This window comes from Nonomuraea composti (assembly GCF_012034275.1).
Lineage (GTDB): Bacteria > Actinomycetota > Actinomycetes > Streptosporangiales > Streptosporangiaceae > Nonomuraea > Nonomuraea composti.
Genome location: NZ_JAATEP010000026.1, coordinates 1 through 18,113 on the forward strand (window position 1 = coordinate 1; position 18,113 = coordinate 18,113).

Sequence of the window (18,113 nt, forward strand, 5' to 3'; positions counted from 1 at the left end):
CCTCGAACACCCTGCCGGCCTGCTGCAAGCTGCCGGCGGCCGCGTACACCTCGGCGCCGATCTCGCCGTCCGCCATCAGCAGGACGTTGGCGATGCCGGAGGAGATCGTTGACTTGCCGTTCTTGCGCGGGACCTCGACCAGCGCGGCCCGGATGACCCGGACGACGCGCTCGCACTCCTCATCCCACATCACCCAGCCGAAGATCGGCGCAATGATCCACACGACCTGCCACGGGTCCAGACCCTGCCCAATGACGAACCGCCGGCCCGCCCACCGGCCCTTCGTGTGGGAGAACGCGCCGAGCGCTCGCAGCGCCTTCCGTGCCCGCTCGACGTCGTAGTAGGCGCCGGGCTCGCGGTCGGCCTGGAAGGCCACCGTCAGCGGCCGCTTCTCGGCCGCATCCTCGATCTGCTCCGGCGTCAGGCCGAGCTCGATCAGCGCCTCGTACGGGACGGGCAGATCGAGGTCAGTCGAAGGGGTCGTCGTCTCCATCGTCATCCCCCGGCGGCTTGATCCCCGCCCGGGCCGAGGGCGACAGGCCGAGCTCCCTGACGTACACCTTCAGCTGCGCCCGGTACTGGCCGGCGATCGTCGTCGCGCCGTGCTTCTGCCAGCCGCGCTCGCCGTACATGAGCATCCCGTCCCGGCTGATCGCCCGCTCGCACTGGTCCAGCCGGGCGACGCAAACGCAGTAGTCCCGCACGAGAGCCTCGTCGACGTCGCCGAGCCCGGCCGTCTTCGTGAGCACCGGCACGACCCGCCGCCACTCCCGCCGAGCGACGTTCCTCGCCCTGATGTTCTCCCCGCGGATCGCCCGGTTCTTGCTGGCGGGGAAGACCTCGCGCCAGTCAGGTTCCTGCAGATCGCCAGGTGGCGCGACGACGCCTGGCTTGATCGGTCTCTTGCCGGGATTGCCCTCCCGTACGACCTGCAGCTGCGGCCGCTTGCGGTGCGGATCGGCCATTCTCCACCTCCCGCCGGCGAGATGATGAGCGCATGGACGAGCTGGTCATGTTCCTGAGGGCACGACTCGACGAAGACGAGCAGGAAGCCCTCGCGGCGTCGCCTGGCCCGTGGAAGGCCAACGCAGAGCAGGACGAGGTCCTGGCCGTCGATGACATCGAGGTTGCTACCGGCTTCGCGCTGAGCGGCGAGCAGCTGCGCGCGACCGTTCGGCACATCGTCCGGCACGACCCGCCCCGGGCGCTGCGCGAAGTTGCGAGCAAGCGGCGGATCATCGACCGCGAAGTGGAGCGCGCCCGCGAAGGCTGGCGGCGACGGCTAGAAGAGCACCGGATGACCTTCGACGAGTGGGCCGGGCACTTCCGGTGGGAGACGCTGGACCTGCTCGCCGCGGCGTACGCCGATCACCCGGAGTACCAGGAGCAGTGGCGGCCGCCGGCGTAGCGAGCGAGCGCGGTTCGCGCTGGCCAGCGCGCTGCCCGGCCCGCGCAAACTCGTTTAGCTGCGGCGCCAGCCGAAAGCCTCCCCCGCGGTCTCCTGATGGACCCTCCAGGGGTCCCTCCCCAGGGTCCGACACCCCCTCTGACCTGCGGAAACGATGCCATGGTCGTGACCTGCGGAAACAGGACAGGACGTTAGCTTCTCCGAGGAGTAGAGGTAGGGCGCACGAGGCAGGCGGCGAGTGCCTGCCATGTCACCTCGGAGGTGCGCCATGTCTGATCCCATCCATGAGGTCCGTTGTCCTCAAGGCGATCATGAGGACGACATCGAGTACGTGGAGACGGTGCCGCCCGTGCGGCTACCCGACGCCTACTCGCCCGCCTGCTACCCGGGCACGGTGATCAAGCGTCCGGTCTACCTCGCTGCTCGCCATCGCTTCGTGTGCACGCTGCACGACGAGGTGATCGTGCAGTGGATCCCGGCATGGGATGAGTCAGTTGCTGCCTGACCTGGGCTGAGGTGGTGCAGTGTGGGTGGTGGTCTTGCTCATGGGCCATCGCCCGCACTGTGCTGGTCCCCTTCCTCGGTGTCGCTCATGGCCGCGGTGAGGTCGGCCAGGCGCTGGTACTTCTGCAGGGTGGTGTGACCGTCCCACTGTGGGGCTTGGTCTCCCGTGAGTACGGGCACGTGGCTGAAGAGGTCGAGGTCTTCGGTGGCCAGGTGCCAGGACAGTTGCCCGCGCGGGGTGTTGATGAAGATCACGGGCCAGCCGGGGTTCTTCGGGTCGGCGTCGTGCACGAGAGCCGAGGGGTAGAGCGCTGCGAGGTGGGCAACGAGGAAGGCCCGTTCCCGGTAGATGCCGATCTCGGCCGGCAGGGTGATGGGCATCAGACCAGGGGTCTGGCGGTCGGTTGCGGGGACCACTGGCCGGGCCCGTCGCCGGGCGGCACGTTGTACTCGGCCCAGCCTCCGGAGTCACCGGGGGTGAACACCCACAGGTGGACGTGGCGGGCGGAGTCGAGGGCAGGCACGTGGCCGGCCTCGACGCCGCGCGGGTCGAGGGTGCGCACGTCGGCGGTGACGATCGCGGCGCGCGTGGCCTGGTGGCCGATCTTGCCTCGGTAGCGGACGATGTCGCCAGTCATGGGGATCATGGGGGTCCTCTTCGGTCAGCGGGCGTTCCAGCCGCCTGGTTGGCGGCGGGCGGTCTCGGTGTTGTGGCACGGCTCGCACAGGCCGCGGCCGTGGCGGGGGTCGTTGGGGTCTTCGCCGGCGGCTTCGAGCTGGCGGCGGGAGAGCGGGTAGTGGTCTGCGTGCCGGGATGGCCGGGCCCGGCAGAGCACGCAGGTGGGGTGCTTGCGTAGGACGCCGGCGCGGAAGCGGTCGCGGTGGCCGGCGCCGTAGCCGCGTTCGGCGGCGGTGCCGCGCTGTGCCTCGGCGTCGGCGCGGCAGGGGTCGCAGCGGCCGCTGTCGCTGAGGTTGGGGCAGCCGGGCTCGGTGCAAGGCTTGCGCTGGCGGTGGGGCATGGCCACCTCCCTGGCCGGAGGTGAGGACGGCGGCGGACCCTCGCCGGTTGTGCGCCGCCGCCCTGTGTTCCCCCACGACCCCGCAGCCCAACATCTGCGGGGGCTGACATGCGAAAACCCGGCGCTCTGGCCGGGTTTGGGCACACGTCTGGTACGGCTGATTTAGCCAGAAAAGTCGACGGCCGTCAAGATCAGTGCGGTCGCGCCGGCGTGCGGGTGGCGTGAGGGCCCCGGCGGGTGGCCGGGGCCCGGAGGCCCGGGCCCCTACCTCGGGTCCTTGCACCCGTTGTTCTCGATGGCGAACTCGACCGCCTCGGGGGTGATCTCCTTGCCGTCCCACATGTCGATCAGGAGGTCGTTCTTGCCCTCTTCGCGGCCGGCCTCCAGGAGCGCCTCCACCAGGTCCTCGACGCGGGCCCTGTTGCCCTTGGCGGCGGCCTTCATGATCTGGTCGGTGATGGTGGCCATCTGCTTGTCGGTCATGTCCGTCTCCCTGGGGTGGTGGTCTGTCTGCTGGTCGGGGCTGCCAACCCCTCCCGACACCCCTTAATTTACAGGCTTGCCATAGTGATTTGCAAGACCTTGGGGGAAGAAGTTGCTGGCGACGTCAGCTCGGCTCCTCGGGCGCCCGCCGGCGGTACCCGCGGCGGCCGGCCATCACCTGGTCCACGGTGCCGCGCTTCCACCGCTTGACGCCGTACTCCTGGTCGTCCGGCTCGGGCCAGCGGCCGCGCGAGATGTCGCCGTCGATGGTGCCGCGCTTGAGGCCGGTGACCTCGACGATCTGGGCGATGGTGAGCAGCTCGTCGGGGTTCGCGGCCGGGGCGGGCGGCGTGCGCAGGAGGTGGCCGCGCACCACGGCGTCGACCTGGTCGGCGTCGTACTCGGCCCAGCGGCCGCGGCGGCCGACGGGCTTCGGCCACTCGGGGTGGTTGCGCCAGGTGCCGGTGACGGTCGTCAGCGCACGGCCGTAGCGTTCGGCGATCTCGGGGGCGATGATGCGGCGCTGTTCTACCATGGTGGCGTATCCCTCTCGTGGGGGTCAGTCTGCGGGCCTGGCAGGGCTGCCATTCAGGGCTTCGGCCCACCCTGCCAGGCCCTCATGTTCTTGTGGTGGCGGGCCCGGGCCCGCCACCGTGGCAGAGCAGATGGATGTCTCCACTTGTGAGGGGCGCGACCCCGGGCTGGATGCCCGGGGCCGGTCTGCTGACTACTCGATCTGCCCGTTCAGGATCATCTGAGTGAGGGCGAGGTTGGCGGCGGCGGCTGCGCAGTGGAGGTGCACTGCGTCGTAGCGCCAGTCGATCTCATCGTGGCTGGCCGCGATGTGGATCAGATCCATGCTGGTCTGGATCATGAGTACCGCCTGGTCGAGGTGACCGATCGCGTGGCCGGGGATCGGCTCGTCCTCGATCAGGACCCGCATCCGTCCCAGCGCTTCGAAGAAGTGATCGAAGTCGGTGCTGGTGGGGAGCGGGAGCTTGATCGGGACGGGGAGCCCGATCGCGACCTGCATCAGCAGGTCGAGCGCTCCGGCCACGGCCTGGGTCATGGCCAGGAGTCGCTCGTCTGGTGTGTCAGCCATTGCTGACCCCTCTCTGTGGAGTTTTCAATCTGCTGTCGGCGGGGCTGCCAACCCCTTCCGACACCCCTTAATATACAGGCTTAGCGTAGTGATTTGCAAGAAGATCGGGGAAAGAAAACGGGCCCATCCGCCAGGACGGGCCCGTCGCCGCTGATCAGCGGATCAGCTCGGCGTCCTGCACGTCCTCGCCGACGATCGCCGCGGTGAAGCGCCGCCCGGCGAGCTCGTCGATCGGCACGCCGAGCTGCAGCGCGAGCGCGGCGGCGGGCACGCGCAGCGGGTCGTCGCTGGGGTGGTGGGCGGTGACGATCTCGGCCTGCGTGCCGAACAGCAGCTGCACGCGCGCCTCGACGCGTGCCGGCGGCTCGGCGATGGAGCGGGCGGCGTCGGGGCTGGTCTCCCAGTCTTCGGTCATAGCGGTGGTCCTTCATCTCGTGAGGGTGTTGCTCGGCCGACGGCCGAGAGGGTCAGCGCGGCGCGAGCACGCCGTGCAGGAGGCCGCGCCGGTAGGCGATCACGGCGGCGTGCGCGCGCAGCAGCGCGGGCTGGTCATAGGCGTCGACCGGGCGGCCGCGGCCGCGACGCTGGCCGAGCACCGGCACACCGAACAGCAGAACGAGGGCGCGGACCTCGTCCAGCGTCATCGCGGGGTGCAACTGCTCGACCGCTTCCTTGATCGTCCAGCTGGCGCTCATGCCCAGTCCCGCCGATAGGTGATGCGCCCGTCGTCCCACTCGATCATGCCGTCCCCGTTCAGGTCAGAGCGCGTCATGCGCCCGTGTGGCCGCCGCCCGCGGCCGTCCTTGCATCCATCATTGATGCACCACAGGCGGCCGTCCCGCAGCACGACACGCAGGCTGAATGTCGTGCAATACGGACATGGCGGAGGCGTCGCGCCCGGCGCGGCCGGCAGCGGCACGGCCCGCTCCTCCTCGCCGATGACCTGGCGTGCGGAGCGGACCCAGCGGCCGATGATGCGGGCCGCCCGGCGGGCGTCCCGCTCGGGAACGCCGTAGGCCAGGTTCATGATGGCCTTCAGCGCTGCGACGGTGTTGACGTCGCTGCCGCCGCGGCGGTCGCCGACGTGGCCGGCTACGTCGCGGCGCAGGCTAGCCTCCAGGCGCCGCGCCTCCTCGCTGATCGTGTACAGCAGCAGGGCCGCGTCGGCGTTCCACGGCGCCGGCGACCCGGTCGCCTTGTGGTGCGACATGGTGCCGGTCATCGGAGAGCCGCCCACCTCGGGCACCAGCGCCCACAGCATGCCCAGCAGCGGCACCAGCTCATGCACCAGCACGCCAACCTCGTCGGCCGCCGCGCTCACCACGCGTTCCCGTCGGTGCGGCGCGGGTCAGCCAGGCGGGCACGCTGGCGGGCGATCGTCTGCAGCGCGGTCGAGCAGCGCGCGGCCAGGCAGGCGGCGGCCAGGAGCACGACGCCGAGCCAGCCGTCGCCGTAGACCAGCTGCCAGAACGCGGGGACGCCAGCGACGATGGCGAGCAGAGCATAGCCGCAGCCAGCGGCCCGGGGGTTGGTCAAGCAGGCACCTCGATCTCGATCTGGCCCGGGATATGGCCCGGGTCGCGGACGACGATGTGGACGGGGATGGTCAGTCGGCGGGCGGCGCGTGCCCGTTTACGGTGGCAGCGGCCGCCGAGCAGACGGCCGAACCGTCGCGTCAGGCTGCCGGCAGCCCAGATGCGGCGGCCGCAGTCCTCGCAGCGCGGCACCCACCGGCGCCGACGTGGTGGCGCCGGTGGATCCCACACAGTGAGCTGCGTGCTCATCCGGGAGGAGCCGATTCGGGAACGGCGAGCGCCGCGTCAACGTGCGCCATCGCCTCGCGCCAGTACGCCTCTTCCCAGCTGCAGGCCACGACGCGCTGGCACTCGGTCACGTTGTCGTCATATGAGGCCGGGCACTCCCCGAGACGGGTCAGGGCGCGAACCCTCCGGATCGTCGCCTTGTCCTGCGCGTTCTCCTGCCGGTAGCGGTCGAGCTGGCGTTCCAGCGAGGTGATCTGGCGGCGCAGCTCGGCGACGAGGTCCTCGGCCCGCTCTTGCTCCCGCCGCGCGTCCGCGATCTTCTCGTCGGCGAGCCGAGCGGCCTTGGCGATGCGCGGACCGGCGATCTCGGCGGCGCGCCGGTCGATGTGCTCCTGCAGGGAGACGATCAGGCTGGCGAGGGTGTTGAAGTGAGACTCGGTGTCAGCCATGGTCGACCTCTGGTGATCGCAGGCCGCGCAGGTAGTCGAACAGCGCCTCGATGCGGGGCTCGCTGAACTCGCCGACGACGCGCAGCGCCTGGGTGACGGCACGGTCGGACTCGGCCGCCTCGGCCGCGGCCAGCCACGTCAGGCCCATATCCCGGGCACCGGTGGTGGTCAACAGGCCCTGCAGGGGGCCGCGGCGCAGCAGGACCAGCGGCGTGCGGGTGGCGGACGAGCCGACCGGCGTCAGCATGACGGTGGCCTGGCTGCCGAGCTCGGTCCGGCCGCTGCGCGCCAGGAGGTCGCCGGCCATCGCGCTGACCGTGGCCACGGGCAGGCGGGTCTTGACGATCAGGAGCATCATGAGCTCGGCCCAGGCGGCGGCGGTGACCAAGTCCACCGCGGTGGCGCGGACGCGGTCGACGCCGGCAACCCAGTCGTGGCCCTGCCAGGACAGCAGGCAGCTGGCCGGCACCCTAGGGTCGCGGCCGGACACGATGGTGATAATCGTCTCGTCGTCGCCGGGCGGTGGCGGCGCGGCGGGGTTGCGCTTGCGGGGGTCTCCACTGCGGCCCATCAGGAGGTCCTTTCCGGTTCGGGGTGCCTGGGGACGGCGGCGTCGTCCGGGATGTAGTCGCCGCGGCGTACGGCGCGGCCGGCGTGGCTCATGCAGATGCGCTCCCACTTGCGCAGGCTGGCGTACCAACGCCAGCCGCCGGCGGGGTGCGCGCCGTACAGGCAGGGCTGGTCCGGCGCGGGTGGCGGCGGCAGCGGCCGGGCCGGCTCAGCCACCGTTGACCGCGCGGGAGAGGTCAGACAGCATCTGGCCGATTAGGTCCGCGCGGGCGCCGGCGATGCCCGCGCTGGGCCCGTCCGCGGTCTCCCGGGTGTAGACGGCTTCGCGCTGCCGGCCGGTCCAGACCTGCTGCAGCGCGGCGAGCCGGCCGGTGAGCGCGGCGTAGTCGGCGGAGCTGGGTTCCTGCGGTGTGGCAGGTTGACGGGCGGCCTGGTGCGCGGCCGCCAGGCGCAGCAGGGTGCCGATGGTGACCGTGCCGGCGGCCTGGGCGGGGGTCAGCAGGTTCGTCACGCACTGGCCGTCGGTGGTGTCCGGGCATGCGCTGGCGTGGCCGGTGGCGAGGTATGGGCAGTTGAAGATGAGGCTGGGGCGCTGGTCGTGGTCGGCGCCGATGTAGTAGTCGCCGAGCTCGGCGATCTGCTGGCGCAGCCGGGCGGCGTTGGTGCGGGTCTGGATGGTGTGGCGGGCGTCGTGCGTGATGGCGGTGCGGGCGAGCGTGCCCAGGAAGGTGCTCTGGCGGATGCGCCGGCCGAGGAGGTTGCCGACGCAGGGGCCCGGCATGACCAGGTTGTCGCCGAACGGGCATTCCAGCAGGAGGTAGGGCCCGTCGTGGGCGTTGTGCTGAGTGGCGGTGACGCGGTAGGCGGCGGGGCCGGCGTCGACGACGGGCTGCTCGATCGTGGATGTGGTCATCGTGCTTTCCAGATGGGGTAGCGGCGGGCGGGTGCCCGGCGGCGGGTACGGGGTCGGCCGGCAGGCAGGCCGGGGATGGCCTGCTGTACGGCGCGGTGGGTGCAGGTGGCGACGTGCGGGCGGTACCGGTGCTCCCACAGGTCGAGGCGGCGCGCGTCTGCCCCGTCGAGCGAGCGTGAGCGCCAGGTCCCGGTAGCGGTCCTGTAGACGGCCTGGTTGCCGGTCTCGTCTGGCGTCGCCTCGACGGGCATGCGACGCCCGTGCTCGGTGATGGTGATGAGCACGAGGGCGCCGCACCCGTGTGGGCAGGGCTTCAGGTCGTTGGGAGTGGGGATCATGGCGGCCTCCTGCGTCAGTCCGGCGCGGGCGGGTCAGTCAACTGTGGTTGCTTATCTCCATGATCGCTCTCGGATGCGTCCGGCGGTACGGCATTTGCGCCGGTCAATCGGCCGGACATCGCGGCGTGCGCGTCCGCGATCGCCTCGGACACGCGCACCATCACGGCCGGGTCGATGCGGCCGGCACGCCGGGCCGCGCGCAGCAGCAGCGACGCGTCCTCGACCAGCAGCGCGACCCGGCCGACGTGGCTCATGACGCGCTGCAGGTCCGCGCTGAGGATCAGCGCATGATCGACCTCGCCCGGTCCTGTGGCGCGGCCTGGGGCGATCGCGTCGGCCAGCTCGTGCGCGAGGCCGGACGAGCTGGCCCGGCGGCAGATCAGGCACCGGCCCGGGTCCTCGCAGTCGTGCGGCCGTCGGGCGGTCATGCTCGCGCCCCGGCGCGTAGGCGGGCGCCGGCCGACGCCATGGCGGCTCGCGCGGCGGCGAGCTGGGCCCGCACTCGGGGCGTGTCCGGGTCGGCGGGCGGGGTCGGGGCGGGCACGTACGTGGACGGCGGCCGCCAGCTGACGTGATCGGGCGGCTCGGCGAGCAGCATCCGATCGAGCCGCCATCGCGCGACGGCGGCGGGGCAGTCGGCCTCGTGCACGCCGGCCAGCGCGCGGCCGAGCTGGCCGGTGTCGTAGCCGGCTACCAGCAGTGCCACCACGCGCGGGGCGAGGTACCAGGGCAGGGCGGCGCGGGCGAGCACGGCGAGCGCGAGGTCGCCGTACCGGTCCGGGTAGCGGCCGAGGAGGGTGAGCACCTGGGCCGGGGTCAGCCACAGCTCGGCGAGCTCGTCCGTCGGTGCCGGGAGAGGCGGCAGCTGGGCCAGGCGCTTCAGGTCGGCCACGGTGGCCACCACCGCGCCCGCCTGCTCGTGCCGGTGATCGTCGGATGGGAAGGGGTTAACTGGTTTTATGTGCGGATTCTGATCACATGTTGCGGCCTGCGGCTGGTCGGTATCGTCGCAGGTCGCAACATGTGCGTCCTCCGATGAGATGTCGTCGTCGAGATCGCGCTGGGCGGCCTGCTGGGCGGCCAGCGCGGCGTCGAGGAGCAGCCACGCCTGGGGTGTGGCCGGCAGCGTGCCGGGGGTGTCGGTGACGACGATCAGGTGCTGCCAGGACCGTCCGACGCTGCGGCGCACCTGCATGAGGTAGCCGTGCTGGGCGAGCTCGGCGTTGCCGGCGCGCAGCTGGCCGGGCGACAGCCCGTACGCCGCGGCGATGTCGGCGCGGCTCGTGCCGGGCGCGGGCGGCCGGGTCAGGTAGCGCACCAGCAGCCCCAGCGCCATCGGGGACAGGCCGATGGCCTGGGCGAGCTGGTCGAGCGCGTCCGCGGCGTGCACGTATGCCAGGACGCAGGTTCCGGTCAGGGTGAGGGTCATGCGCAGCCCCGTGCGGGCATGCGCGGGTAGAGCCCGGGCGGGCTCGTGGCCGCCGCCATGGTGGTACGCCTCTCAGTGGTCGGGGGTTGGGGCGGGTGCGGGGGCGGGATGTCGCTTGAGCCAGTCGTCCAGCGCGCGGCGGGTGGCCAGGCTGGCCACGCCGAAGGTCATGCGGTCGAGGGCGCTGGTGCTCACGCAGGCCTGGACGCCGATCTGCCACCAGGCCAGCCCCAGCGCACGCCGTCGCTCGTCGAGGCGCTCCCGCAGCGCGAGGACCTCGTTAAGCGGCGCGGTCATGGCCACAGCCCCAGCAGCGGGACCAGCACGCTCATCGCGATCAGCGCGACGCCGGGCGCGGCGGTGACGATCGCCCGGAAGTTCGCGCCGGCGAGCATCGCACGCTCCCCGGCGACGCACAGGCCGCTGCCGACGGCGAAGAGCAGCAGCGGCTGCAAGCCCTCCATCAGCTGTCCCGGGAGGTGTCCGGCGCGGTCGCGGGGGGCAGGCCCTCGTGCCAGCGGCGCAGCGCTTCCAGGCCACCGGGCCCGGTGCCGATCGCGATGGCGACCATGTAGGCGGGGTAGATGCGGCCGAGGCGGCGCTGCTCCTCCTCGGGAGCGGTCTTGATCAAGTGGATCAGGTCGGTGGTCCAGTTGTCGGGGACGTCGTCCGTGCCTCGGTAGTCGTGGTCCAGGACGTGGCGGACCTGGCCGGCGATGAGCTGGTCCACCGCCGTCACCGTGGCGGGAGTGTCCTCCAGGCGAGAGACCACGTCGTAGGCGGCGTCCCGGGGCAGCACGCACACGCCCACGACATCGTCGCCGGAGCGCAGCTCCAGCGTCTCGTACGCGCCGGTGTAGACGCCGGTGAGGTGCGGCTGCAGGCGGGCCCGCACAGGGCCGGTCGCGGGCGCCTTCGCGGCCGCGGCACTGGGATATGTCGTCATGCTCGATCTCGATCTATGAAGCGCGGCGGCCGCACCTGGCCGCCGCGGTGGTGGGTGGAACTCGAAGGGAGATGGCGCACGCCGTGGGGCGGGCGCGGCAGGGATGGCGGCCTGCCGCGGCCGGGCCCGGCTCTCGCCCGCCGGGGAAACACGAGCGGGAGCCGGACGTTCAGGGGGCTACGACCAAGAGGTGATCTTGAACAGGGCGGGGGCGCGCTCGTAGCCGACGCGCCAGCGGTCGCGCAGCCAGCGCCAGAGGTGCGAGGGCACCCGGCGGCGGCCCGCGCGAGCCGTGCGGGGACGGCGGCGACGCGTCATCAAGACGCCGTCGCCGCCGCGGGAGGGTCCGGCACCACCTGCTCCTGCCGCCCGTCCGCCGGCGCGGGGACCGGGGCGAGCGGCGGCACGGGCGGGGCGGCGTGCCGCGCCAGTGGGGTGAGGTGGGCCCCGGGCGGCGCCAGCGTGGTGGGCAACGCCGCGGCGGCGGCCAGGCCCGCGGGCACCGCGGCGTACGGGCGGGCCGGCTGGCCGTGCACGGGGATGGGCCGCACGCCCTGGGCGCGGCGGTCCAGCGCCGCGTCCACGAGCTGCACCAGCTCCCGGCAGGCGCTGCCGAAGGCGATCAGCTCCTCGCGGGTCAGCTCCAGCGTGCCGCCGCGGCACTCGATGAGCCCGACGACGAGCTCGCCGCGCTCGGCGACCCGAGCGGGCACGGGGTTGTGCAGCTGGGACATGGTGGTCTCGTACAACTTCATGCTGTGTCCTTCCGCGGGCCAGGAAGAGTGGCGGTGATGGTGATGTGGCAGGCGTCGACGCGCCTGCCGGCCAGCAGGTGGCGCTTGGGGGCGGGGCGCAGGGCCAGCGACAGTGCCTGCACCCACTCGGCGAAGACGCGCTCGATGTCGACTGCGGCCGCGGACGGGGGTGCGGCGATCTCGCCGAGCACGCCGCATCCGTAGGGGGCCAGCTGCCAGCGCAGCGGCGTCAGGTCCCCGTGCTTGGCCAGGATCCGGCCGAGCACGGCGTGCGCGTGCCGCTGCCAGAAGGCGGACGAGTCGGCCGCGACCCGGGGCAGCGGCAGCGGGAACGGTGGCGGCAGGGGCGTCATCGGTTGGCCCGTCTGTCGGAGGTGCGCAGGCCGTGCCCGGGGTAGCGCAGCACCATGCGGCCGCCGCGGCAGGGTGGCGCCGCCTGCACAGCGGTGTTCGCCGCGGTGCTGCTGTAGAGGGTGTAGGTGACCTGCCACTTGCCGTTGCCGCCCTCGTCGGCCGAGGCGATGCGCACGGGCATGCCCTCGGCCCACTCGGGGTGCTGCACGACCATGCCGGGCGTGAGCAGCCGGACCGGGACGGCGTAGCGGACGAACTCGTGCACCGCCTCGCGGGAGAAGCGGCGCGCGCCGCCGCTCCACGACGCGGTCAGTAGGCCGAGGTCCGACCAGCGGGTCACCGTGGACGGGTGAACGCTCCACAGCCTGGCCAGGTACGAGGGCCCCATCCACGGCGGCAGGCCGCGCCGCGGCAGCGGCAGGACGCCAGCCTCGGCGCTGCCGGCGCGGACCTCCTCCAGCGGCTCGCCGGCGACATCCTGCGCGGCCACGAGCCGCCGGGCCTCCTCGGCGGTGACGTACCGGATGGGGTTCTTGGCCATCCAGTCGCGCAGCTCGCCCGCGGCGGCCGCGGTGTCCTCGCCCTGGATGCAGGCGTCGAGCAGGGCGAGCGCCCGGTCCGCCCGGGCCCGCAACACCTTGCCCCGGATCTTCGCCCCGGCCGGAGTCGCGCCCTCGGGGATGTCCAGCGCGTCACGCACGAGCGTGACGACGTCCATCAGCTCACTCATCGGCGCAGCCCTCCCGCCCGGCGAGCCGCGTGCGACACCGCCGCGCGGTGGCGTGCACGCCCGGCCCGCTCGGCCAGCCGCGCCTCGACCTGCTTGACCAGCGCGGCGATCGGCTCGTCCGGATCGACCTCCTGGCTGTAGACCGTCAGCGCCAGGCCGACGCACACCAGCGCCTCGACCTCGGACTCGGCCAGCCAGACCTTGGGCTGGCCCTGGGCCGGCCGCTCCCACAGCAGGAGCGCCTCGGCCGCCTGCTCGTCACGCCGGGCCCGCGCCCACGCGGTCAGCTCCTCCTCGGTCACGAGGTCTCACCACCCGCGGCCGCCGCGGCGGCGAGCTCGGCCGCCCGCTGCTCGACCCAGCGGGCCGCAGCCGTACGGCTGGGCAGGTCCTCGCGGGTCTCGGCCAGGTTCATCCCGTAGTACTTGCCGCGCTCCCAGCCGGCGCCGCCCCCGAACCGGCCCTTGAGCTGGCGGCCGGCCCTTCGCAGCCGGAAGACTTTGCCGAGCGTGTCCTCATGCCGGGTCGGCGGCTCGGCCGAGCGGGTGACGTACCACCACTCCGGCCCGTCCTCGCTCGCCCACTCCACGACCGGAGGGCCGGCGTGCAGCCACACGTCGCCGATGCGCTGCGGCTTGGTGCCGTAGCCGATCTTGTCCACGCCGCCGCTCGACCATGCCTCGCCGGAGCGCACGTCTCCGGTCTCGGGGTCGCGGTCCGGAGCGAGGCTGACGTGGAACTCGAACACCCGGCCACAACCGCCGCCGGGCTCCGGGCAGATCGCGCGGATGGCGACCTCACGACTGCCGCTGGTGAACTCGGCCTTGGCCTGGCGGACGTCCCAGCCGACGCGCTTGCATCCGGTGCCATGCTGGGCGAAGGGCGTCCAATCCATGTACGGGTCCTTGTACGGCAAGGTGCTCATCACTGGGCCGCTCCCGTCCCGTGGATGACGCGGCCGGCACGCACGATCGTCAGCGCGGCCGGGCCGGCTTCCATCCACGCCTCGATCAGCGGGTCGTCGACGGTGCCGGGCGCGAAGCAGCCGGGCGCGACGAGGTGCTCGTCGGCGTGCAGCACCCGCAGCACCAGGCCGCCCTCGGCCTCGGAGTGCTCGACCACGTACGTCTCGCCCTGCGCCGGGATCGCCTCGGTGAACGAGCCCCAGTAGAAGACGTGCACGATGTCGCCGGCCTGCGCCGGGTACCACGGTGCGGAGGTCAGCGCCTCGTACCCGGACGTGAGCGCGCCCAGCTCACCGACAAGGTCACGCTGTCGCTTGGCCTGCTCGGCCATCTCCAGCGGGCTCAGCAGCTCAGGCTGCACGTCGCGGTAGCCGGCCAGCCAGTCGGCCTCGGCGGCCGCGTTACCGAGGATGGCCCTCACATCCTCGGGCGCGCAGGTGGCCGCCCACTCCTGCAGCCTGATGAGCGGGGCGGCCGGGGCCACGGGCGTGCGCCAGTGGCCAGCCAGGAAGGTGATGGTCGCGTTGGCCATCGTGTCCGCCTCCGCCTGGTCGGCGCTGAACTCGCCGGCCGCCGTGATGATCGCGTCGACGATCCCCGCGCCGTCGAGGGTCGGCGTCTGGGCCGCCATGCGAAGGACATGCGCGAGCGGGCTGCGGATCACCGCGCACCCCCCGTCACGGGGACGATGCTGATGTGCCTGATCGCCTCGTCGCCGATCTCCAGCCACGTGGTCACCAACGACCGCACGGACGGGGGAAGGCGGCGGGTCCAGTCGAAGTCCCCGGCGACCGTCGCCAGCGTGCTGCCCTCCTGCTGAGGGGTGGTGGAGCTGACCGGCGGGTCAGTAGAGTGGGTCATGAGAGAGCTCGTTTCATAGCCATGTCGGGGAGGTCTCCCGGGTCTCGCCCGGGAGACCTTTCGGTTTCGTCAGGGGCGGCCGATACGGTGATCGGCTCAGAACGGCTCGACCGGGAGGACGGCAGCCATCGGCGGCAGTGCCTGGCCGTCGGGCCCGTACGCGGGCAGCGGGCCGGCCGTCCAGTCAGGCGGGTCCCCGGCAGCGCCGAGGCCGTCGGACAGGAGCGCCCAGAGCGCCCAGGCCTCCTCGCTGCTCAACTCGAGCACCGGCGAGGTGTTCATGCCGAGCACGAGGTCGATCGGACGAGAAACCCGGATCTGGATCTTGACCGGGTCGCCGGCACCCCCGAGCTCGGCGGTCACGGTGCTGTGACGCGGGGTGCGAAGGCGGTAGGTGCGCGGCCGCTCATCGATGACGCGCGAGAGATCACTCGGCATCAGCGCGCTCGTACTTCTCCTTGAACCACTCGTCGGCCTTGGACCGGCGGATCTTGAGCCGCTGACCGACCTTGAAGAAGGGCGGGCCCTCCCCGGTGGCGCGCATGTGCCGGAGCGTCTTGGGCTTGATCTTGAACCTTTCAGCCACGTCCTCGAATTCGAGAACTGGGTCTTCCTCGATGACTTCGAGCACCTTGCTCTCCTTGTTGTACGAAAAATCGGACACTCGATCCCTGGTGAAGAGTGAGTGGACAGGTGCGTTCAGTTCCGTTGCGATCTTGGCCGCGATGTGGGGATCACAACGGCGCAAGCCTCGCGCCAGCAGGGACATGAACTGCTTCGTGACTCCCACTTCAGCGGCCAGGCCGGCGCCCGTGGTGCAGGCGGCGGTCATGGCAGTCCGAAGGTTTCCGCGAGCCGCGAGGGTCGTACGCGCCATCTGGATCTGCGCCTCACTCCATATCCGTTGTTCGATGAATCGCACACTACGGCCTAGTGCCGAGCGTTGTCTAGCTTTACCGGGTGACCAGTTTGCCCAGGCTGCGGACGCTTACCCCGCCGCTCTGGTTTACTCGCTTTCAGTTGTTGACTCGGTTGCCGAGCAGTACAAGTGAGTGGTCGGTGTTCGATTCATCGGCCACCGACTCGGCCCCACGGAAGAGAGGACAGGATGCCGACGAGTGGTGGGGCTCCCGGCAACGCGGATCGACTCGCGGAACGACTCAGCGACTTCGTCCGCGACTACCTACGAGAGCACGAGGAGAGTGAGCGAGGCCTGGCACTCCGCGCCACCGACCCGGAGACAGGGTTCTCTCTGCAGCACGGCTGGATCAACCAGTTGGTCAAGGGGCGCGTTTCCCGTGCTCCTGAGCTGTGGCGGTTGCGAGCCCTTGCGGCGGCGATGAGTGTACCGACGGCCATGTTGGCAGAGATGGCAGCAGCTCAGTGGCTGGGCGTGGAGGTGGCTGAGATCAGGGTCGGGAAGGAGGAGTGGGTGGCGGTGTCGGTCCCGCCAGACATGACACCGGCGGAGCGCGCGCGCTTCATCCGGATGGCGAATGACATCGCACGCCACATCAAGGAATAGCCACATGTAGGGCACATGTAGGCCGCTGCGGCATATAACAAACTGGCTACTGTTCCGTTTTTCAAACAACACTATATCGACACGCGTGGTCACACTCGGCACTCTAGGCAACAGAAACTACCCAGAGAGGCCCGAATGTCCCCGCGAATAGCGATACGCCTCGTTGACCCTGCTGATCTGGTGCTCAGTCGGGTCAACCTGAGGTGGCGCGGTGGGACGCTCGAAGTACTCCTGGACCGGACCGACGTGGATCCCGCGTCCGTCCCGGTACTGATGGAGGCTACAGCGCGCGCACGTACAGAGATCGTTCCCTTCATCGAGGACGGCGCATCGCCGATCGTTCGCTATTTCATGGAACGCAACATCCCCGGTGACCAGCAATTCCACATGGACGCCAGCCCATACCAGACCGATGTCTACCTTGAGCATGGCCTGATGCCACAGGCCATAGCGGACGAGATCGCGGGGCACACCACGAATCTGTTCCGCAGCTACCCGCGAGTAGCTATTTCCTTGCTCCGCCACTTCCCCCCCTTACGAGGCGTGTGATGGCAAAACCTGTGAAGCGGTGCAACTGCCGCGACAGCAACGGCAAGAAGCTCGGCCAGAAGTGCCCGAAGCTCACCCAGCGCGCTCACGGCGCCTGGTGGGGGCGGTACGAGGCTCCGCCGGGCCCCGACGGTAAGCGGCGCCGACCCTGGGCCGGTCCCTACAAGACCTCGACAGAGGCCGCGACGGAACTACGTCGCCTGCAGACCGAGGCCGATTCGGGCCTCCCCGTGCCTGACCGCCGGCTCACGTTCGGAGCGTGGCTGGACATGTGGATCGCCGGCAAGCGCCGGCTCAAGGACTCCACGCGCGAGTCGTACGAGGAGGCCATCCGGCTGTACGGCAAGCCGGGGCTCGGGCATGTGCCGCTCGACCAGCTGCGCGAGTCCCACCTGGAAGCGCTCTACCTGGCGATGGGACAGATCAACAACCTGCCCTTCGGTGAGAAGCCAAGCGAGATGCTGCGGCGCCTGCTGGCCGCCCGCGCGGCGGCACCCTGGGTCTACCGGCGCGACGCACAGGGCAACCGGCTCAAGGAGAAGTTGCCGGCGATGGGGTCGAACGAGGCCGGCCCGGCACCGGGGATGAAGAGCAAGAAGCCGCTGTCTCCAGCCCGCATCCAGCGCGTGCACCGCGTGCTGTCGAGCGCGCTCGGCACCGCGTTCAAGCAGAAGCGGATCAAGCACAACCCGGCCGAGCACGTGGAGCTGCCGAAGGCGCGCCGAGTGCGCCCGCTGGTCTGGACGGACGAGCGCATCGCGCGCTGGCGAGAGACCGGCCGAGTGCCAGGCCCGGTCATGGTGTGGACGCCCGCGATCGCCGGCGCTTTCCTCGACGCCTGCGTCCGGCGCGGCGAGCGGCTCTACCCGCTCTACCACCTGGTGACCACGCGCGGCCTACGGCGCGGCGAGGTGTGCGGCATCCGGTGGGAGGACTCGGACCTGTCCGTCGCCAAGACCATCATGGTGCTGGAGACCGACGACGAGGATGATGACGGCCTGAAGTCGGAGTCGAGCTGGCGCACAGTCGCGGTCGGCGGGAAGAACGCGACGCTGCTGTCTGCCTGGCGCGTCCAGCAGATGCGCGAGCGCCTGGCGGCCGGCGAGGACTGGGTGGACACCGGGCTGATCTTCACAGCGGCCGACGGGAGCCCGCTGAGGGAGGAGTACGTCAGCGAGCGGTTCGCCGCGATCGTCGACGGGGAGGACCTGCCGCCGATCCGTCTGCACGACCTCCGGCACTGCGCGGCCACCATCATGCTCGCGGCCGGCGTCGACATGAAGGACATCTCAGCGACGCTCGGCCACAGCCGCTACGGCTTCACCGCCGACGTCTACACCTCCGTGGTGCCCGACGTCGCGCAAGCGGCTGCGGACGCCACCATCGCGGCCATCCCGCGCGCCATCCACAAGCATGATCATTAGCGGAATGGTCCGGCAATGGTCCGGCA

At 71.3% G+C, this 18,113-nt stretch carries 38 protein-coding genes; 5 read left to right on the plus strand and 33 right to left on the minus strand.

Annotation, left to right across the window (positions count from 1 at the left end):
- Positions 1–493 (minus strand): terminase large subunit domain-containing protein (locus HCN51_RS31540; RefSeq protein WP_240973461.1); only part of this gene is annotated, 493 nt, incomplete at its 3' end.
- Positions 468–965, minus strand: coding sequence for a phage terminase small subunit P27 family (locus tag HCN51_RS31545; RefSeq protein ID WP_168014402.1), 498 nt, complete (start codon positions 963–965; stop codon positions 468–470). The genes HCN51_RS31545 and HCN51_RS31540, both read right to left, overlap by 26 nt.
- Positions 966–997: 32 nt before the next feature.
- Here HCN51_RS31545 and HCN51_RS31550 point away from each other — a divergent pair, with 32 nt between their 5' ends.
- Positions 998–1,408: a DUF6221 family protein gene (locus tag HCN51_RS31550; RefSeq protein ID WP_168014404.1), complete on the plus strand. Its 411-nt coding sequence runs from the start codon at positions 998–1,000 to the stop codon at positions 1,406–1,408.
- A 268-nt stretch (positions 1,409–1,676) separates the two neighbouring features.
- Complete coding sequence (locus HCN51_RS31555; RefSeq protein WP_168014406.1) at positions 1,677–1,913, plus strand: hypothetical protein; 237 nt, start codon at positions 1,677–1,679, stop codon at positions 1,911–1,913.
- A gap of 38 nt (positions 1,914–1,951) precedes the next feature.
- On the opposite strand, the gene HCN51_RS31560 is transcribed toward HCN51_RS31555, so the two are convergent.
- The 31 genes from HCN51_RS31560 to HCN51_RS61585 all read right to left on the minus strand — a co-directional run bounded on the left by HCN51_RS31560 (position 1,952) and on the right by HCN51_RS61585 (position 15,511).
- Positions 1,952–2,293, minus strand: coding sequence for a WDGH domain-containing protein (locus HCN51_RS31560; RefSeq protein WP_168014408.1), 342 nt, complete (start codon positions 2,291–2,293; stop codon positions 1,952–1,954).
- Entirely contained in the window at positions 2,293–2,559 is a 267-nt protein-coding gene (locus HCN51_RS31565; protein ID WP_168014410.1) for a hypothetical protein, read from the minus strand. The genes HCN51_RS31560 and HCN51_RS31565 overlap by 1 nt, the downstream gene beginning before the upstream one ends.
- 15 nt (positions 2,560–2,574) lie before the next feature.
- Positions 2,575–2,931 carry a holin gene (locus HCN51_RS31570; RefSeq protein WP_168014412.1) on the minus strand — a complete coding sequence of 119 codons (357 nt, stop codon included), beginning with the start codon at positions 2,929–2,931 and terminating at the stop codon, positions 2,575–2,577.
- Between the two features lie 264 nt (positions 2,932–3,195).
- On the minus strand, positions 3,196–3,414 hold the full coding sequence (locus HCN51_RS31575; RefSeq protein ID WP_168014414.1) for a hypothetical protein: 219 nt from the start codon (positions 3,412–3,414) through the stop codon (positions 3,196–3,198).
- Positions 3,415–3,538: 124 nt separating this feature from the next.
- Positions 3,539–3,949: a hypothetical protein gene (locus HCN51_RS31580; RefSeq protein WP_168014416.1), complete on the minus strand. Its 411-nt coding sequence runs from the start codon at positions 3,947–3,949 to the stop codon at positions 3,539–3,541.
- A gap of 192 nt (positions 3,950–4,141) precedes the next feature.
- Positions 4,142–4,516 carry a hypothetical protein gene (locus HCN51_RS31585; protein WP_168014418.1) on the minus strand — a complete coding sequence of 125 codons (375 nt, stop codon included), beginning with the start codon at positions 4,514–4,516 and terminating at the stop codon, positions 4,142–4,144.
- 154 nt (positions 4,517–4,670) lie between these two features.
- A complete protein-coding gene (locus HCN51_RS31590; protein ID WP_168014420.1) occupies positions 4,671–4,931 on the minus strand; it encodes a hypothetical protein in 261 nt (86 codons plus the stop codon).
- 52 nt (positions 4,932–4,983) lie between these two features.
- Positions 4,984–5,211 carry a hypothetical protein gene (locus HCN51_RS31595; protein ID WP_168014422.1) on the minus strand — a complete coding sequence of 76 codons (228 nt, stop codon included), beginning with the start codon at positions 5,209–5,211 and terminating at the stop codon, positions 4,984–4,986.
- The gene (locus HCN51_RS31600) at positions 5,208–5,837 is read right to left on the minus strand and encodes a hypothetical protein (RefSeq protein WP_168014424.1); all 630 of its coding nucleotides are present in this window, start codon (positions 5,835–5,837) and stop codon (positions 5,208–5,210) included. Before HCN51_RS31600 ends, HCN51_RS31595 begins: the two co-directional genes overlap by 4 nt.
- Complete coding sequence (locus tag HCN51_RS31605; protein ID WP_168014426.1) at positions 5,834–6,052, minus strand: hypothetical protein; 219 nt, start codon at positions 6,050–6,052, stop codon at positions 5,834–5,836. The genes HCN51_RS31600 and HCN51_RS31605 overlap by 4 nt, the downstream gene beginning before the upstream one ends.
- A complete protein-coding gene (locus tag HCN51_RS31610; protein ID WP_168014428.1) occupies positions 6,049–6,300 on the minus strand; it encodes a hypothetical protein in 252 nt (83 codons plus the stop codon). The genes HCN51_RS31605 and HCN51_RS31610 overlap by 4 nt, the downstream gene beginning before the upstream one ends.
- Positions 6,297–6,728, minus strand: a complete 432-nt coding sequence (locus HCN51_RS31615) for a hypothetical protein (protein ID WP_168014430.1) — start codon at positions 6,726–6,728, stop codon at positions 6,297–6,299. Before HCN51_RS31615 ends, HCN51_RS31610 begins: the two co-directional genes overlap by 4 nt.
- Positions 6,721–7,299: a hypothetical protein gene (locus tag HCN51_RS31620; RefSeq protein WP_168014432.1), complete on the minus strand. Its 579-nt coding sequence runs from the start codon at positions 7,297–7,299 to the stop codon at positions 6,721–6,723. The genes HCN51_RS31615 and HCN51_RS31620 overlap by 8 nt, the downstream gene beginning before the upstream one ends.
- Positions 7,299–7,514, minus strand: coding sequence for a hypothetical protein (locus HCN51_RS31625; RefSeq protein ID WP_168014434.1), 216 nt, complete (start codon positions 7,512–7,514; stop codon positions 7,299–7,301). The genes HCN51_RS31620 and HCN51_RS31625 overlap by 1 nt, the downstream gene beginning before the upstream one ends.
- Positions 7,507–8,211 carry a hypothetical protein gene (locus tag HCN51_RS31630; protein ID WP_168014436.1) on the minus strand — a complete coding sequence of 235 codons (705 nt, stop codon included), beginning with the start codon at positions 8,209–8,211 and terminating at the stop codon, positions 7,507–7,509. Before HCN51_RS31630 ends, HCN51_RS31625 begins: the two co-directional genes overlap by 8 nt.
- Positions 8,208–8,549, minus strand: coding sequence for a hypothetical protein (locus HCN51_RS31635; RefSeq protein ID WP_168014438.1), 342 nt, complete (start codon positions 8,547–8,549; stop codon positions 8,208–8,210). Before HCN51_RS31635 ends, HCN51_RS31630 begins: the two co-directional genes overlap by 4 nt.
- A gap of 14 nt (positions 8,550–8,563) precedes the next feature.
- Positions 8,564–8,977, minus strand: coding sequence for a hypothetical protein (locus HCN51_RS31640; protein WP_168014440.1), 414 nt, complete (start codon positions 8,975–8,977; stop codon positions 8,564–8,566).
- A complete protein-coding gene (locus HCN51_RS31645; protein WP_168014442.1) occupies positions 8,974–9,978 on the minus strand; it encodes a hypothetical protein in 1,005 nt (334 codons plus the stop codon). The genes HCN51_RS31640 and HCN51_RS31645 overlap by 4 nt, the downstream gene beginning before the upstream one ends.
- Before the next feature lie 72 nt (positions 9,979–10,050).
- Entirely contained in the window at positions 10,051–10,275 is a 225-nt protein-coding gene (locus HCN51_RS31650) for a hypothetical protein (RefSeq protein WP_168014444.1), read from the minus strand.
- Entirely contained in the window at positions 10,272–10,442 is a 171-nt protein-coding gene (locus HCN51_RS31655) for a hypothetical protein (protein WP_168014445.1), read from the minus strand. The genes HCN51_RS31650 and HCN51_RS31655 overlap by 4 nt, the downstream gene beginning before the upstream one ends.
- Positions 10,442–10,924: a hypothetical protein gene (locus HCN51_RS31660; RefSeq protein WP_168014446.1), complete on the minus strand. Its 483-nt coding sequence runs from the start codon at positions 10,922–10,924 to the stop codon at positions 10,442–10,444. Before HCN51_RS31660 ends, HCN51_RS31655 begins: the two co-directional genes overlap by 1 nt.
- A gap of 177 nt (positions 10,925–11,101) precedes the next feature.
- Positions 11,102–11,242 carry a hypothetical protein gene (locus HCN51_RS31665; protein ID WP_168014447.1) on the minus strand — a complete coding sequence of 47 codons (141 nt, stop codon included), beginning with the start codon at positions 11,240–11,242 and terminating at the stop codon, positions 11,102–11,104.
- The gene (locus HCN51_RS31670) at positions 11,242–11,679 is read right to left on the minus strand and encodes a hypothetical protein (RefSeq protein ID WP_168014449.1); all 438 of its coding nucleotides are present in this window, start codon (positions 11,677–11,679) and stop codon (positions 11,242–11,244) included. The genes HCN51_RS31665 and HCN51_RS31670 overlap by 1 nt, the downstream gene beginning before the upstream one ends.
- On the minus strand, positions 11,676–12,032 hold the full coding sequence (locus tag HCN51_RS31675) for a hypothetical protein (RefSeq protein WP_168014451.1): 357 nt from the start codon (positions 12,030–12,032) through the stop codon (positions 11,676–11,678). Before HCN51_RS31675 ends, HCN51_RS31670 begins: the two co-directional genes overlap by 4 nt.
- Positions 12,029–12,763, minus strand: coding sequence for a helix-turn-helix domain-containing protein (locus HCN51_RS31680; protein ID WP_168014453.1), 735 nt, complete (start codon positions 12,761–12,763; stop codon positions 12,029–12,031). The genes HCN51_RS31675 and HCN51_RS31680 overlap by 4 nt, the downstream gene beginning before the upstream one ends.
- On the minus strand, positions 12,760–13,065 hold the full coding sequence (locus HCN51_RS31685; RefSeq protein ID WP_168014455.1) for a hypothetical protein: 306 nt from the start codon (positions 13,063–13,065) through the stop codon (positions 12,760–12,762). Before HCN51_RS31685 ends, HCN51_RS31680 begins: the two co-directional genes overlap by 4 nt.
- Positions 13,062–13,688 (minus strand): hypothetical protein, encoded by a 627-nt coding sequence (locus HCN51_RS31690; protein ID WP_168014457.1) that lies wholly within the window; start codon positions 13,686–13,688, stop codon positions 13,062–13,064. The genes HCN51_RS31685 and HCN51_RS31690 overlap by 4 nt, the downstream gene beginning before the upstream one ends.
- Positions 13,688–14,359: a hypothetical protein gene (locus HCN51_RS31695; protein WP_168014459.1), complete on the minus strand. Its 672-nt coding sequence runs from the start codon at positions 14,357–14,359 to the stop codon at positions 13,688–13,690. Before HCN51_RS31695 ends, HCN51_RS31690 begins: the two co-directional genes overlap by 1 nt.
- 29 nt (positions 14,360–14,388) lie before the next feature.
- Positions 14,389–14,589, minus strand: a complete 201-nt coding sequence (locus HCN51_RS31700; RefSeq protein WP_168014461.1) for a hypothetical protein — start codon at positions 14,587–14,589, stop codon at positions 14,389–14,391.
- A gap of 96 nt (positions 14,590–14,685) precedes the next feature.
- Positions 14,686–15,027, minus strand: a complete 342-nt coding sequence (locus tag HCN51_RS31705; protein WP_168014482.1) for a hypothetical protein — start codon at positions 15,025–15,027, stop codon at positions 14,686–14,688.
- Complete coding sequence (locus tag HCN51_RS61585) at positions 15,017–15,511, minus strand: helix-turn-helix domain-containing protein (RefSeq protein ID WP_168014484.1); 495 nt, start codon at positions 15,509–15,511, stop codon at positions 15,017–15,019. The genes HCN51_RS31705 and HCN51_RS61585 overlap by 11 nt, the downstream gene beginning before the upstream one ends.
- Before the next feature lie 186 nt (positions 15,512–15,697).
- Here HCN51_RS61585 and HCN51_RS31715 point away from each other — a divergent pair, with 186 nt between their 5' ends.
- The 3 genes from HCN51_RS31715 to HCN51_RS31725 all read left to right on the plus strand — a co-directional run bounded on the left by HCN51_RS31715 (position 15,698) and on the right by HCN51_RS31725 (position 18,087).
- Positions 15,698–16,114: a hypothetical protein gene (locus tag HCN51_RS31715; protein ID WP_168014486.1), complete on the plus strand. Its 417-nt coding sequence runs from the start codon at positions 15,698–15,700 to the stop codon at positions 16,112–16,114.
- Positions 16,115–16,294: 180 nt separating this feature from the next.
- Complete coding sequence (locus tag HCN51_RS31720; protein WP_168014488.1) at positions 16,295–16,663, plus strand: hypothetical protein; 369 nt, start codon at positions 16,295–16,297, stop codon at positions 16,661–16,663.
- Positions 16,663–18,087, plus strand: a complete 1,425-nt coding sequence (locus HCN51_RS31725) for a site-specific integrase (RefSeq protein ID WP_168014490.1) — start codon at positions 16,663–16,665, stop codon at positions 18,085–18,087. Before HCN51_RS31720 ends, HCN51_RS31725 begins: the two co-directional genes overlap by 1 nt.
- The last annotated feature ends 26 nt before the right edge of the window (positions 18,088–18,113 follow it).

Coding starts and splice junctions, on each gene's coding strand:
- HCN51_RS31555 (WP_168014406.1), top strand. CDS start 1,677: ATGTCTGATCCCATCCATGAGGTCCGTTGTCCTCAAGGCGATCATGAG.
- HCN51_RS31670 (WP_168014449.1), bottom strand. CDS start 11,679: ATGAAGTTGTACGAGACCACCATGTCCCAGCTGCACAACCCCGTGCCC.
- HCN51_RS31575 (WP_168014414.1), bottom strand. CDS start 3,414: ATGACCGACAAGCAGATGGCCACCATCACCGACCAGATCATGAAGGCC.
- HCN51_RS31590 (WP_168014420.1), bottom strand. CDS start 4,931: ATGACCGAAGACTGGGAGACCAGCCCCGACGCCGCCCGCTCCATCGCC.
- HCN51_RS31660 (WP_168014446.1), bottom strand. CDS start 10,924: ATGACGACATATCCCAGTGCCGCGGCCGCGAAGGCGCCCGCGACCGGC.
- HCN51_RS31665 (WP_168014447.1), bottom strand. CDS start 11,242: ATGACGCGTCGCCGCCGTCCCCGCACGGCTCGCGCGGGCCGCCGCCGG.
- HCN51_RS31610 (WP_168014428.1), bottom strand. CDS start 6,300: ATGAGCACGCAGCTCACTGTGTGGGATCCACCGGCGCCACCACGTCGG.
- HCN51_RS31705 (WP_168014482.1), bottom strand. CDS start 15,027: ATGCCGAGTGATCTCTCGCGCGTCATCGATGAGCGGCCGCGCACCTAC.
- HCN51_RS31595 (WP_168014422.1), bottom strand. CDS start 5,211: ATGAGCGCCAGCTGGACGATCAAGGAAGCGGTCGAGCAGTTGCACCCC.
- HCN51_RS31580 (WP_168014416.1), bottom strand. CDS start 3,949: ATGGTAGAACAGCGCCGCATCATCGCCCCCGAGATCGCCGAACGCTAC.
- HCN51_RS31645 (WP_168014442.1), bottom strand. CDS start 9,978: ATGACCCTCACCCTGACCGGAACCTGCGTCCTGGCATACGTGCACGCC.
- HCN51_RS31545 (WP_168014402.1), bottom strand. CDS start 965: ATGGCCGATCCGCACCGCAAGCGGCCGCAGCTGCAGGTCGTACGGGAG.
- HCN51_RS31640 (WP_168014440.1), bottom strand. CDS start 8,977: ATGACCGCCCGACGGCCGCACGACTGCGAGGACCCGGGCCGGTGCCTG.
- HCN51_RS31650 (WP_168014444.1), bottom strand. CDS start 10,275: ATGACCGCGCCGCTTAACGAGGTCCTCGCGCTGCGGGAGCGCCTCGAC.
- HCN51_RS31635 (WP_168014438.1), bottom strand. CDS start 8,549: ATGATCCCCACTCCCAACGACCTGAAGCCCTGCCCACACGGGTGCGGC.
- HCN51_RS31570 (WP_168014412.1), bottom strand. CDS start 2,931: ATGCCCCACCGCCAGCGCAAGCCTTGCACCGAGCCCGGCTGCCCCAAC.
- HCN51_RS31715 (WP_168014486.1), top strand. CDS start 15,698: ATGCCGACGAGTGGTGGGGCTCCCGGCAACGCGGATCGACTCGCGGAA.
- HCN51_RS31690 (WP_168014457.1), bottom strand. CDS start 13,688: ATGAGCACCTTGCCGTACAAGGACCCGTACATGGATTGGACGCCCTTC.
- HCN51_RS31550 (WP_168014404.1), top strand. CDS start 998: ATGGACGAGCTGGTCATGTTCCTGAGGGCACGACTCGACGAAGACGAG.
- HCN51_RS31655 (WP_168014445.1), bottom strand. CDS start 10,442: ATGGAGGGCTTGCAGCCGCTGCTGCTCTTCGCCGTCGGCAGCGGCCTG.
- HCN51_RS31675 (WP_168014451.1), bottom strand. CDS start 12,032: ATGACGCCCCTGCCGCCACCGTTCCCGCTGCCGCTGCCCCGGGTCGCG.
- HCN51_RS31725 (WP_168014490.1), top strand. CDS start 16,663: ATGGCAAAACCTGTGAAGCGGTGCAACTGCCGCGACAGCAACGGCAAG.
- HCN51_RS31630 (WP_168014436.1), bottom strand. CDS start 8,211: ATGACCACATCCACGATCGAGCAGCCCGTCGTCGACGCCGGCCCCGCC.
- HCN51_RS31700 (WP_168014461.1), bottom strand. CDS start 14,589: ATGACCCACTCTACTGACCCGCCGGTCAGCTCCACCACCCCTCAGCAG.
- HCN51_RS31680 (WP_168014453.1), bottom strand. CDS start 12,763: ATGAGTGAGCTGATGGACGTCGTCACGCTCGTGCGTGACGCGCTGGAC.
- HCN51_RS31695 (WP_168014459.1), bottom strand. CDS start 14,359: ATGGCGGCCCAGACGCCGACCCTCGACGGCGCGGGGATCGTCGACGCG.
- HCN51_RS31615 (WP_168014430.1), bottom strand. CDS start 6,728: ATGGCTGACACCGAGTCTCACTTCAACACCCTCGCCAGCCTGATCGTC.
- HCN51_RS31620 (WP_168014432.1), bottom strand. CDS start 7,299: ATGGGCCGCAGTGGAGACCCCCGCAAGCGCAACCCCGCCGCGCCGCCA.
- HCN51_RS31565 (WP_168014410.1), bottom strand. CDS start 2,559: ATGATCCCCATGACTGGCGACATCGTCCGCTACCGAGGCAAGATCGGC.
- HCN51_RS31560 (WP_168014408.1), bottom strand. CDS start 2,293: ATGCCCATCACCCTGCCGGCCGAGATCGGCATCTACCGGGAACGGGCC.
- HCN51_RS31585 (WP_168014418.1), bottom strand. CDS start 4,516: ATGGCTGACACACCAGACGAGCGACTCCTGGCCATGACCCAGGCCGTG.